Below are 12,617 nucleotides of genomic sequence, written 5' to 3'. Positions count from 1 at the left end.
CCCGGAGAATTCGATGTCCCTTCCCGCTGACTATCTCGACCGCGTCTATGCCGGCGTCCTCGGCAAGCTGATCGGCGTCTATCTCGGCCGCCCCTTCGAGGGCTGGACCCATGCCAGGATCATGGAGAAGCTCGGTCCCATCGATTATTACGTCCACGAGCGGCTCGGCCAGCAGCTCGTCGTCACCGACGACGACGTCGCCGGCACCTTCACCTTCCTGCGGGCGCTCGAAGACTACGGCGTGTCGCCCGATCTCTCCTCGGAGGACGTCGGCAAGGCCTGGCTCAACTACCTGATCGAGCATCGCTCGATCCTCTGGTGGGGCGGCAACGGCAACTCGACCGAGCACACCGCCTGGCTCAACCTCAAGCGCGGCATCGCCGCGCCGGCCTCCGGCTCGATCGCCGTCAACGGCGCCACGGTGGCCGAGCAGATCGGCGCCCAGATCTTCATCGACGGCTGGGCCATGGTGGCGCCCGGCCGGCCTGAGCTGGCCGCCCGTCTCGCCCGCGCCGCCGGCAAGGTCAGCCATGATGGCGAGGCGGTGCACGCCGCCGCGCTCTGGGCGGCGATGGAAGCGGAGGCCTTCGTCTCCCGCGACATCGACCACCTGATCGATACCGGCCTATCCGTCATTCCCGGCGATTGCCTGATCGCCCGGCTGGTCGCCGACGTCCGCCGCTGGCACGCCGAGAACCCCGACTGGCTGACGACGCGGCAACTGATCCAGGATACCTACGGCTACGACAAGTTCCCCGGCAACTGCCACGTCGTGCCCAACCATGCGCTGATGATCATGGCGATCCTCTACGCGCCGCACGACTTCCAGGCGGCGCAGCGCATCGTCAACACCTCCGGCTGGGACACCGACTGCAACGCCGGCAACGTCGGCTGCCTCTCCGGCCTGATGCTCGGTCTCGACGGCATCGAGGCCGGCCCCGACTGGCGCGGGCCGATCGCCGACCGGCTGCTGATCTCCTCGGCCGACGGCGGCAACGGCATCACCGACGCGGTGCGCATCGCCTATTATGTCGCGGGCCTCGGCCGGCGGCTGGCCGGCGAAGCGCCGTTGCCCTCCCCCAAGGACGGCGCCCGCTTCCACTTCTCGCTGCCCGGCAGCGTGCAGGGTTTCCGGCCCGACCGGCGGCCGACGGCCAACCCGGCGCAGCGCGTCGGCAATGTCGCTTTCGGCGATGGCCGGGCTCTGGAGATCGCCTATGCGGCGCTGGCGCCGGGACAGGTGGCCGCCGCCACGACGCCGACCTTCGCGCCGCCCGGGGTTACCGACATGCGCACCTACGAGCTGATGGCGACGCCGACCGTCTATCCCGGCCAGACGGTGCGCGCCCGCGTTCTCGCCCCCAGGGACAACGGTGGCGCGGTGGACGTGCGCCTGACGCTGAAGGTGTTCGGCGACAAGGACCGGCTCTGCGACGTCGACGGCAAGCCGGTGACATTGGCGCCGGGCGGCGAAGCGGTGCTCGAATGGCGACTGCCGGAATTCGACGGCCAGCCGATCGGCGAGATCGGTATCGCCGTAACCACCGCGACACAGCGCGCCGACGGCCGCGTGCTCGTCGACTGGCTGCGCTGGGACGGCGCGCCGGAGGTGACGCTGCGGCGTCCCAAGGCGGACGGCGATTTCTGGCGCATGGCCTGGGTCAACGGCGTCAGCTTCTTCTCAAAGCTGTTCCCGCCGAGCTTCCGCATTTCGCAGGCGGTCGGCGAAGGCATGGTGAGCCACGGCACGCGGCAGTGGACCGACTACGCGGTGAAGACCGACCTGACGATCCACCTCGGCAGCTACGGCGGCCTTGCGGTGCGCGTCCAGGGCCTGCGCCGCTATTACGGCATTCGCCTCGTCCGCGACGGCCGGCTGCAGATCGTCAAGGTGCGCGACGAAAAGGTGACGGTGCTGGCCGAGGCGCCGTTCGACTTTGCCTTCGAGAAAGCGGTGCCGGCGAGCGTCCGCGTCAGCGGCGGCGTCCTCTCCGCCGTGGTGGGCGGAGTGAGCCTCGAAGCCCGCGATGACGGCGACAGCGCTTTTGCCGACGGCGGCGTCGGCCTCGTCATCCATGAAGGGGCGCTGTCGGCCGATTACGTCACCATTTCGGCCGCCTGAGACCGAAAAGGAGAAGAACAATGGCTTCGGTCTCGATCCGCGACGCGGTGAAATCCTTCGGCGCCGTCGAGGTGATCCACGGCGTCTCCGTCGACATCGCCGACGGCGAGTTCGTGGTGCTGGTCGGCCCGTCCGGCTGCGGCAAGTCGACGCTGCTCCGGATGATCGCCGGCCTCGAGGACATCTCGGGCGGCACCATCGCCATCGGCGGCCGGGTGGTCAACGACCTGCCGCCGAAGGCGCGCGACATCTCGATGGTGTTCCAGAACTACGCGCTCTATCCGCATATGACGGTGGCCCAGAACATGGCCTTCTCGCTGACGCTGGCCGGAGCGCCGGCGGCCGAGAAGGATCAGAAGGTCAAGGCGGCGGCCGACATCCTCGGCCTGACGCCGCTGCTCGGCCGCTATCCGCGCCAATTGTCCGGCGGCCAGCGGCAGCGCGTCGCCATGGGCCGGTCGATCGTCCGCAATCCGCAGGTGTTCCTGTTCGACGAGCCGCTCTCCAACCTCGACGCCAAGCTGCGCGTCTCGATGCGCGCCGAGATCAAGGCGCTGCACCGGCGGCTCGGCACCACCACCGTCTACGTGACGCACGACCAGGTGGAAGCGATGACGCTCGCCGACCGCATCGTCGTCATGCAGGCCGGCCGCGTCGAGCAGGCGGGCGCGCCGATCGAGCTCTACGACCGGCCGGAAAACACCTTCGTCGCCCAGTTCATCGGCTCCCCCTCGATGAACATCCTCCCGGGGCGGCGCCAGGGAAGCGGCATCGTGCTCGACAACGGCGGCACGGTCGCCGCTTCCCTCCCCTCCACCATCGATGAAGGACAGGGCGTCCTGGTCGGCAAGCGACCGGAGACCATCCGCCTCGCCGACGCCGGCGGCCTCTCCGCCACCGTCAAGGTGGTCGAGCCGACGGGATCGGAGACCTACGCGGTGTTCGATGTCGGCGGCGAGGAGGTGGTTGGACTGTTCCGCGAGCGCGTCGATCTTCGCGAGCAGCAGGCGGTGCGCCTGTCGTTCGACGACGGCCCGCTGCATCTGTTCGACGCCGAGACGAAGCGGCGCCTCGCCGACTGAAGCCAATGCCTGCTAACCAAGTCCGGCGGATCGCGCCAGGCAGTCGATCCGCCGGCAGGACGCGCGCTCCACGAGTTCGGGCTGGAAGACCTCGAACTTGCCCATCGGAGGACGCTTGCTCTCGATCTCCTCGAGCAGCAGGCGTATCGAGCGTTCCGCCATCTCGTGGATCGGAACGCGAATGACGGTCGGCGGCGGGTCGAGCAAACCGGCGAAGTAGAAATCGTCGATGCCGACCAGCGACACGTCATCGGGGATGCGCAATCCGCACTCCCTCAGCGCCAGCATGGCGCCGATGCTCATCTCGTTGGAGAAGGACACCAGCGCGGTGGGACGATCGGGCCGGGCCATCAGCTCCCGTGTCTCCTCGAAAGCCCTTGGCTGCAAATAGTCGCCTCGCACCTGCAGCCGTGGATCGACCGGGATGCCGGCCGCGGCGTGAGCTTCCAGATAGCCCGAAAGGCGATCCTGGCTGGTCAGAAGCCCCGGCAGGCCGCATACGGCGCCGATACGACGATGGCCGAGGCCAATGAGATGCGCCGTGGCAATGCGCGTCGCGGTGATGTTGTCGAGCTTGACGACGTCGTAGCCGAGCCCCTCCACTGGCATGTCGAGCAGCACGGTCGGAACATGGATTTCCGCCCTGAGCCGCTTGCCGTGCTCGGCATGCGACTGGGTTGGAACGATGATCAGCCCGGCGACCCGCTGCTGCCGCATCATGCGCAGGATCTGGTTTTCTCGATCGTCGTCCTGGCCGGTCGAAAACACCACCGACATGTAACCGGCCTTCAGGCAAATGTTCTCCACCACGCGGGCAATGATCGAAAAATGCGTGTTGGAGATATTGGGCACGATCAGCCCGATCAGACGCGAGTGGCCGCTGCGCAAACTCTGGGCGGCGCCGTGAGGAATATAGCCGATGGCGCGAACGGCTTCCTCGACCTTGGCGATGATCTCCTCGCTGACCGGAGCGGACCGGTTTATGGCCGCCGAGGCGGTCGATATGGCGACGCCCGCATATTTTGCTACATCCTTGATCGTCGGCACGCTCGCCTCTCCCGGACTCAACCGCCTTGCCATGGCTTCGGGAATATGTATTATACGAAACGTTTCGCGCAATCAAACATCGAGTTGACCTCCAAACGGGGCGATTTCGGCGAAATCAAACGCGAAACGTTTCGTGTTTAGGAAGAGCTGAGGAGCCTTCCGGACATCAGGGAGGAGCATATGACCAACATCACCCGTCGCAGCGTATTGCTGTCGTCTGCCGCGCTGGCGACCGGCCTCGGCCTGTCGCGCGCCTTCGCCCAGTCCGACGTCTCGGCCACGCTGCGCCTGCAGGCGTTCGGCGGCGATGCGGAACTCGCCGGCATCAAGAACGCCATCGAGCGCTTCAACAAGAAATACCCCAACGTCGAAGTCGTCGTGTCGATCGATCCGATCTCGACCGGCTGGGGAGACTACGTCACCAAGGTCATCGGGCAGTTCACCTCGGGATCTCCGGCCGACGTCTACGGCACCGCCATCGAGACCTTCCAGTCCTTCTCGGCGCGCGGCCTGTTCATGCCACTCGACGATTTCATCAAGGCCAATCCGGGCTTCTCGGACTTCGCGCCGAGCCTGTTCGAGCATTGCGCCTACAAGGGCGTGATCAACTACATCCCGATCGGCTGGAACAACATCATGGTCAACTACAACCGTGACCTGTTCGACAAGGCCGGCCTTGCCTACCCGAAACGTGGCTGGACCTGGGACGAATTCCGCGAGATCTCAAAGAAACTGACCGTCAAGGACAGCGCCGGCAATACGACGCAGTTCGGCTACGAGGTACCCAACCAGAACTTCTTCGTTCAGTCCTGGTTCTTCAGCAACGGCACCAGCATTCTCAACAAGGACTGGACGGCTTCCAACATGCTCGACCCCAAGGTGGCCGAGACGCTGCAGTTCCTCCACGATCTCATCCATGTCGACGGCGTGTCGCCAATTCCCGGCGCCGAGACCATGGACAACCAGTTCGTGGCCGGGCAGGTGGCGATGATCAGCCGCGGCCAGTGGATCGTCCAGAACGCCAAGGCCAACAAGCTCAACATGGACATCGCCGTCCCGCCGAAGAAGACCGAGGAAGGCACCATCATCGGCTTCGGCGCCTATGCGATCGCCGCCAAGACCGAGCAGCCCGATCTCGCCAAGGCGCTGGTCCTCGAACTGACGTCCGAGGAAACCCAGCGCGAACAGGGCGAGCGCGGCGGCGGCGTCCCGGGACGCAAGTCGGCGGCCTCGACGGAAGCTTTCCTCGCCTTCCCGCCCAGCGCCTTCCTCTATTACGAGACATTGCCCTTCGCGCACGCGGTGCCTTCGCCGGCCAACTTCCAGGAGGTCGAGAAGATCTTCATCCGCCACTACACGGCAATGATGTCCGGCCAGGAAACCATCGCCGCCGGCTGTCAGGCGGCCGACGCCGAGCTCAACCAATCCTTCGCCCGCCTCAAGGCGCAGATGGGCGGCTGACCACCGCACCGGGATCGTCGGGAGCCGGCACCGGCGATCCTCCTCCTTCTTTCTCCCCCCGAACGCCCATTCACCTAGTGAGTGAGTGGGCGACAATAGAGGCTTGCCGTGACCGCAGCCCCCTTGCAAAAACGACGCCCGTCGGATCTGGAGCGCGCCCAGGCGCGCGCCGGCTATCTGTTCGTGCTGCCCACCTCCGTCCTCTATCTCACCTTCGTGCTGGCGCCGGTGACGCTGACGGTGATCCTGAGCTTTTCCTTCTACGATCCGATGCTCGGTTCGCGCTGGGTCGGCCTGGAAAACTACACCCGCTTCTTCTCCGATCCGCGCTCGCTGCAGATCTTCTGGAATACGCTCCGCTTCACCTTCTTCGCGGTGACCTTCAACGTCAGCGTCGGCCTGCTCCTCGCGGTGGCGCTCAACCGGGCGATGCCGGCCTGGCTGCTCTATTTCTTCCGCCTCGCCTTCTTCCTGCCGGTGATGATCGCCATCGCCTTCGCCGCCATCGTCTGGAGCTATTTCTTCGCCGACGACCTCGGCGTGGTGAACTACTACCTGCGCCTTTTCGGGCTGCCCGGCGTGCGCTGGCTCACCGACAGCTCCGTCGCCATGACGTCGATCATCATCATGGACGTCTGGAAGAACACCGGCTTTTTCATGATCATCTTCATCGCCGCGTTGCAGGGCGTGCCGAAGTCGCTGATGGAAGCCGCCGCCATGGATGGGACGCCGGCCTGGCGACGGTTCTTCCGCATCACCCTGCCCTACATTTCGCCGGTGGTGTTCTTCGCCATCGTCTACGCGTCGATCGGCGCGCTGCAAGTCTACGAATCCATCGTCATCCTGACGCAGGGCGGACCGGGAGACGCCACGCGCTCGCTGTCGATCCTGATCGTCGAGCAGGGGTTCGGCAGCTTCCAGATCGGTTACGCCGCCGCGATCTCGGTGGTGATGACGCTGGTCATCCTTGCCATCACCGCCCTGCAGCAGTTTCTCTCCCGGAAATGGGTGCATCAATGAGCGCCTTCAGAACCCACGCCGCCCGGCGCGGCATCGACTGGGCCATCATCCTGGTCGTCGGCGTGCTGGCCATCGGCATGCTGCTGCCGTTCCTGTGGCTGTTCTCGATGTCGTTCCGACCGGTGTCGCAGGCCTATCAGTTGCCGCCGAGCTTCCTGCCGCCCAGCCTCGATCCGGCTAACTACCAGGCGGTGCTGGCCTCGCGCATACCCTTCCTGCGCATCTACGCCAATTCGCTGCTGATCGCCGGCCTCGTCACCATCGGACAGCTCGTCACCTGCACGCTTGCCGCCTTTGCCTTCGCACGCCTCAGGTTCCGCGGCCGCGACACGCTGTTCTTCATCCTGCTGGTCGGCCTGATGTTTCCGGCCCAGGTGACAATCCTGCCGATCTATCTCGGCTATGCCCGCGTCGGCCTGACCAATCAGCCGATCGGCCTGGCGCTGATGTACCTGACGTCGAGCTTCGGCGTCTTCCTGATGCGGCAGTTCATGCTGAGCCAGCCGAAAGCGCTCGAGGAAGCGGCGCTGATGGATGGGGCCGGCTATTTCAAGATCTTCCGGCGCATCTCGCTGCCGCAACTGCGGCCGGCCCTGTCGGCGCTCGGCATCATCACCTTCACCCAGACCTGGAACTACTATTTCCAGGCCCGCATCCTGCTCGGCCGCGAGGAGTCCATGACCCTGCCCGTCGCCATGGACGTGCTGCGCGGCTACCTCGGCTCGGGAAACCTCAGCCTCGTCATGGCGGCGATGAGCATGTCGGTGCTGCCGGTCGTCCTGCTCTTTCTCTTCGCCCAGAAGTTCGTGATCGAAGGCATCACGATGAGCGGCATCAAGAACTGATCTCAAGGGATAACAACACCAATGTGGGATGATCTTCAGACCATCGAGCCGCACTTCCACTATAGCGGAGAGCGCGGCCGATACATTGCCTTCCCGCTGGGCGGCCTCGGCACGGGCGGCTTCTCGATCTCCGGCAGCGGCCGTCTCGTCGACTGGTCGATCCGCAACCGGCCGGCGCTTCAGAGCTACAACGGCTATTCGCATTTCGCGATCAAGGCCGAACGCGATGGCGCCCTCGTCGACGCCCGGGTGCTCAACGGCCCTTACGATCTCAATCCGGCCGGCGCGCCCGGCATGCGCAAGATGTTCGACGGCTTCGGGCATGGCGCCAACCGCCAGACGCTGGCCGGCGTTCCGCACTTCCGCTCGGTCGACTTCTATGGCCGTTTTCCGACCGCCGACCTGGTCTTTGCCGACGACCGCTTTCCCGGTGCTGTGCGGCTGACCGCCTTCTCGCCGTTCATTCCGCATGACGACCGGAATTCATCGATGCCGGTGGCCATGCTGGAATTCGAGATCGTCAACACCAGCAAGGACCGGCTCGACTACACGCTGGCCGGCACGCTCGGCAACTACGGCTCCAACAGCGGCGTTCACCGTTTCGTATCGCGCGATGGGCTGCACGCCCTTCACCTGTCCTCGGCCGATCCCGATCTTGCCGAAACTGCTCGCGGCGATCTCACCATCGCCACCGATGCCCCCTTTATCGAGCACACCGACTATCATTTCCGCGGCCAGTGGTTCGACGACCTTGCGGTCTACTGGAAGGAATTCGCCCGGCCGGGTCCCCTGCCGACGCGCCATTACGACCATCCGCGCAGCCGCCACATGTATGCGCAGCCGGAGCATGCGACGCTTGGCGCTCGCCTGTCGCTGGCATCAGGCGAAAGCCGGCGCGTCCGCTTCGCGATCGCCTGGAACTTCCCGCAGGGCGATGTCTACTGGGCCTATCGCGACAAGCCCGACGGGGCCATTCCCGACCGGCCGACACCGCGCTGGACCAACTATTATTCGACCCTCTGGCCGAACTCGCTGGCGAGCGCCCGCGACGCGCTGTCCCGCTGGGACGATCTCGCCGCCCGCACCTTCGCCTTCCGCGACGGCCTGTTCGGCTCGACGCTGCCGGCCGAAGTCAAGGACGCGGCCAGCGCGACGCTGGCGCTGTTGCGCACGGCGACGGTGATCCGGCTGGAAGGCGGCGAACTCTGGGGCTGGGAGGGACAGCATACCCAGGACGGCTCCTGCGAGGGCACCTGTACCCACGTCTGGAACTATCAGCAGGCGCTGCCGCATCTCTTCCCCGCCGTCGAGCGGACGCTGCGGGAGACCGAGTTCGCCTACAACATGCTCCCCTCGGGCGGCCTGACCTTCCGCCAGAAGCTGCCGCTCGGCTCCGGTTTCGACATCATCGGTCCCTGCGCCGACGGTCATTTCGGCGCCATCGTCAAGACCTGCCGCGACTGGAAGCTTTCCGGCGACACCGACTGGCTCCGCCGCCAGTGGCCCAAGGTCAGGAAGGCGCTCGAATATGCCTGGTCGCCGGACAATCCCGATCGCTGGGATCCGGGCAAGACCGGCATCCTGTCCGGCCGCCAGCACCAGACGCTCGACATGGAGCTGTTCGGACCGAATTCCTGGCTGGGATCGATCTACGTCGCGGCGCTGCTCGCAGCCTCCGAAATGGCCGCAGCGCTCGGCGAGACCGATTTTGCCGCCGAGACGCGGCGCCTGGGCGAAGCCGGCGCCAGCCATATCGACCGGCAGCTGTTCAACGGCCGCTGGTATATCCAGAAGATCGACCTTTCCGACAAGTCCATCCTGAAGCCGTTCGACGTCGGCCGCAATGCCGGCGTGCTGGCCGACCGCTTCATGGACGTCTACTGGTCGGACGAGTTCGGCGAGATCAAGTACCAGATGGGCGAAGGTTGCATCTCCGACCAGATCCTCGGTGCGTGGCATGCCGAGGTCGCCGGCCTTGGCTCCTTCCTCGATGCCGACCACGTCCAGACGGCATTGAAGGCGATCCACGCCAATAATTTCCGCCCGACGCTCGCCGATCATTTCAACCCGTGCCGCAACTATGCCTTCGAAGACGAAGGCGGCCTGCTGATCGCCACCTATCCCGAGGGCATCCGCCAGCCGATGGTCGCCGCTCCCTATGCCGAGGAAGTTTGGACCGGCATCGAGTACATGGCCGCCTCGCACATGATCATGCACGGCCTTGTCGACGAGGGCATGGACATCGTCCGGGCCGCCCGCGCCCGCCACAGCGGCGCCGAGCGGAATCCGTGGAACGACATCGAATGCGGCTCCTATTACGCCCGCTCGATGTCCGCCTGGCAGCTCGTCAATGCCTTCTCGGGGCTGAGTGCCGACCTCGTTGCCGGCGAGCTCCGCTTCACCCCGAAAATGTCCGGCGATTTCGTCCTGTTCTGGTCGGCGGGTGAAGGTTTCGGCACGCTGCGCCGGACCGGAAAGCGCCTTTCGATCACGGTGGACGGCGGCCGGCTTGCCGTGGCGAAGGTGGTTGTCGACGAAACCGCATATGCCCTGTCGCGGCCGCTGGCCGCCGGTGACACCAAGCTGCTCGGAGAAGAGTGATGGCCGCGATCGAACTCAGGGACGTTCGCAAGTCCTTCCAGGCCCTCGAAGTGATCCACGGCATCGACCTCGTCATTCCCGACGGCTCGTTCACCGTGCTGGTCGGACCGTCGGGCTGCGGCAAATCCACCCTGCTCCGGATGATGGCCGGCCTCGAGGAAGTCACCTCCGGCGAGATCCGCATCGACGGCAGTCGCTGCGACCATCTGGTGCCGTCGGCGCGCGGCATGGCCATGGTGTTCCAGTCCTATGCGCTCTACCCGCACATGTCGGTCGAAGAGAACCTGCGCTTCGGGCTGGAGAACCAGAAGATGGCCAAGGCGGAGATTGTCGCCCGCGTTGCCAAGGCGGCGGACATTCTGCAGATCGGTCATCTTCTCGCCCGCCGGCCGAACCAGCTATCGGGCGGTCAGAGCCAGCGCGTCGCCATCGGCCGCGCCATCGTCAAGGAACCCAAGGCCTTCCTGTTCGACGAACCGCTCTCCAATCTCGATGCGGAGCTGCGCGTCAAGATGCGCGGCGAGCTGATCGCCCTGCACCGGCGCCTGAAGTCCACCATGGTCTACGTCACGCATGACCAGGTGGAGGCGATGACCATGGCCGATCAGATCGTCGTGCTGAACGAGGGGCGGATCGAACAGGTCGGCTCTCCGGTCGAGCTTTACGCGCGTCCCCGCAACCTGTTCGTCGCCCGGTTCCTCGGCGCGCCGCCGATGAACCTCCTGAAGGGGCGCCTCCGTGCCGGCGAAACGCCCGCGGTGATCCTGGCCAATGGCACGACGGTTCCCCTGCCCGGCCGAGAGATCGCGCTCGCCGACGGCAGCGAGGTGTCGCTCGGCATCCGGCCCGAGCACGCCGAACCGAAAGCGGACGGGCTCGCCGTGAGGGTGCATACCACCGAGGTGCTCGGCGCCGGCACCATCGTTCATGCGACGACGACGGGCGGCGAGGAGTTCACCCTGTCGCTGCGCGGCATCAGCCGCGTTACAGCCGGTGAAACCATGTCCGTGGCGGTCGATCCTCGCTTCGCGCACGTGTTCGACGCCGACGGGCATACCGTCGGCGCCACGGACGACTGGCGGGCCGACTATCTCAACTGACCCTCGCCACCTGGGATCCTTCAAGTGCGGTCGCTGTTGCGCCAGATTCGGCTGTCGATCACCAGCCGTTCCGGGCGCGGCGGCTTGCCTTCCAGTTGATCGGTCAGGCAGCGGAAGATCGTTTCGGCGATGGCTTTTTCGTCCTGGCGGGCGGAAACGATCCGGTTGGGCAGGAAGTCCAGCAGCGGATGGTGATCGAAGGTGCCGAGCAGCATGTCCGGCGGCAGGCGCCCGTCCTGCGCGCCGATCGCCTCGAGCGCCCCCTCGAACACCAGGAGCGACGAGCAGACGAAGGCTTTCGGCAGTCCGCCGCGGCTGGCCATGGCCTCGGTCATCAGCCGCCGGCCGGCGGCGACATCGTCGCTTTCCGAGCTGAAGACGCGGGCCTCGCCGTCCTCCAGCCCGTGTTCGGCGCAGGCGGCGACAAAGCCGCGGATGCGCTCCTCGACGCTGGGCAGCCACCGGCTGGCGGCGAGGAAGACGGCATCGCCCCGTTCGGCAAGGAGGATGTCGGCGAGCCGATGTCCGGCCGCCTGGTTGTCGGTCACCACCACGGGATAAGGCTGGCCGGGAAAGGCGCGGTCGGTCATGACGACGGCGCAGGACCTGCGGCCGCCGCTCGGCGGCAGGGCGATCCTCGGAGAGCAGGGCGCGATCACCATGCCGTCGACGCCGCGTTCGAGAAGGCGCGTCACCGCCCTCGCCTCGCCCGCCGGATCGTCGTGCGAGGAGGTGGTGAGCAGAACGAGCCCGGCGGCGTGGCAGAGATCCTCCAGCGCGGCGGTCAGGTGAGCGAAGAAGGGATTGGCGAGGTCCGGCAGCACGAGGCCGATGGCGTCCGAGCGCTGCAGGCGCAGGCTGCGCGCCGTGCGATCGATGACGATGCCGTGCTCGCGAATGAACTGTTCGATCTGCTCGCGCGTCTGCGCCTTGATGCGATAGCGCTCGGCCTGGCCGTTGACGACGAAGCGGACCGTGGTGCGCGAGAAGCCGGTGGCCGCCGCCACCTCGTCGAGCGTCATCGGGGTGGAGGCGGATCTGTTCGGATCGGGGGGCGTCACCACGGTCTCGCCAAGCTCCATCTCGCGGGGCGTCCGCCGGCAGGCGTTCCGGCGGCAGGACTGAGGGCGCTTATACTCCTCGTTCCGGCAAAGGCGAATGCGAAGGCGGCCCCCGCGCCCATGGCGAGCGCGGGGAGCCGATCGGTCAGATCAGCTTGCGGGCGTCGCCGGCCACCTGCACCTTGATGTTCTGGGTGATCGCCTGGGCGACGAAGGCCTTGAGCACGTCGGCGAGCCTGTCCTCGTCGACATAGGCAAGGCTGACGTGGTTGGACTGA

9 protein-coding genes are annotated in these 12,617 nt (G+C 66.1%); 7 read left to right on the top strand and 2 right to left on the bottom strand.

Translation table 11 applies throughout. The annotated features are described in order from the left end of the window. Nucleotides 1-13: 13 nt before the first annotated feature. Both CJ014_RS24885 and CJ014_RS24880 read left to right on the top strand, forming a co-directional pair. Entirely contained in the window at nucleotides 14-2,122 is a 2,109-nt protein-coding gene (locus CJ014_RS24885; RefSeq protein ID WP_100083212.1) for an ADP-ribosylglycohydrolase family protein, read from the top strand. A gap of 20 nt (nucleotides 2,123-2,142) precedes the next feature. Then, nucleotides 2,143-3,204 carry an ABC transporter ATP-binding protein gene (locus CJ014_RS24880; protein ID WP_100083211.1) on the top strand — a complete coding sequence of 354 codons (1,062 nt, stop codon included), beginning with the start codon at nucleotides 2,143-2,145 and terminating at the stop codon, nucleotides 3,202-3,204. A gap of 12 nt (nucleotides 3,205-3,216) precedes the next feature. Here the strand turns inward: CJ014_RS24880 and CJ014_RS24875 are convergent, their stop codons facing one another. Then, complete coding sequence (locus CJ014_RS24875; protein ID WP_100083210.1) at nucleotides 3,217-4,251, bottom strand: LacI family DNA-binding transcriptional regulator; 1,035 nt, start codon at nucleotides 4,249-4,251, stop codon at nucleotides 3,217-3,219. 180 nt (nucleotides 4,252-4,431) lie between these two features. Here CJ014_RS24875 and CJ014_RS24870 point away from each other — a divergent pair, with 180 nt between their 5' ends. From CJ014_RS24870 to CJ014_RS24850, 5 genes are all read left to right on the top strand, one after another. Then, nucleotides 4,432-5,712: an ABC transporter substrate-binding protein gene (locus CJ014_RS24870; RefSeq protein ID WP_100083209.1), complete on the top strand. Its 1,281-nt coding sequence runs from the start codon at nucleotides 4,432-4,434 to the stop codon at nucleotides 5,710-5,712. A gap of 108 nt (nucleotides 5,713-5,820) precedes the next feature. Then, a complete protein-coding gene (locus CJ014_RS24865) occupies nucleotides 5,821-6,732 on the top strand; it encodes a carbohydrate ABC transporter permease (protein ID WP_245427633.1) in 912 nt (303 codons plus the stop codon). Next, nucleotides 6,729-7,577 (top strand): carbohydrate ABC transporter permease, encoded by an 849-nt coding sequence (locus tag CJ014_RS24860; RefSeq protein ID WP_100083207.1) that lies wholly within the window; start codon nucleotides 6,729-6,731, stop codon nucleotides 7,575-7,577. Before CJ014_RS24865 ends, CJ014_RS24860 begins: the two co-directional genes overlap by 4 nt. 21 nt (nucleotides 7,578-7,598) lie before the next feature. Beyond that, entirely contained in the window at nucleotides 7,599-10,178 is a 2,580-nt protein-coding gene (locus CJ014_RS24855) for a GH116 family glycosyl-hydrolase (RefSeq protein WP_100083206.1), read from the top strand. Further along, nucleotides 10,175-11,278 (top strand): ABC transporter ATP-binding protein, encoded by a 1,104-nt coding sequence (locus CJ014_RS24850; RefSeq protein WP_280952360.1) that lies wholly within the window; start codon nucleotides 10,175-10,177, stop codon nucleotides 11,276-11,278. The genes CJ014_RS24855 and CJ014_RS24850 overlap by 4 nt, the downstream gene beginning before the upstream one ends. Nucleotides 11,279-11,298: 20 nt before the next feature. Here CJ014_RS24850 and CJ014_RS24845 read toward each other — a convergent pair whose 3' ends face one another. Further along, entirely contained in the window at nucleotides 11,299-12,360 is a 1,062-nt protein-coding gene (locus CJ014_RS24845; protein WP_100083204.1) for a LacI family DNA-binding transcriptional regulator, read from the bottom strand. Between the last annotated feature and the right edge of the window lie 257 nt (nucleotides 12,361-12,617).

This window comes from Pleomorphomonas carboxyditropha (genome assembly GCF_002770725.1).
GTDB classification, from domain to species: Bacteria; Pseudomonadota; Alphaproteobacteria; order Rhizobiales; family Pleomorphomonadaceae; genus Pleomorphomonas; species Pleomorphomonas carboxyditropha.
The sequence above is the reverse complement of the archived record's forward strand: the minus strand, read 5'-3'. Positions and strand labels throughout refer to the sequence as shown.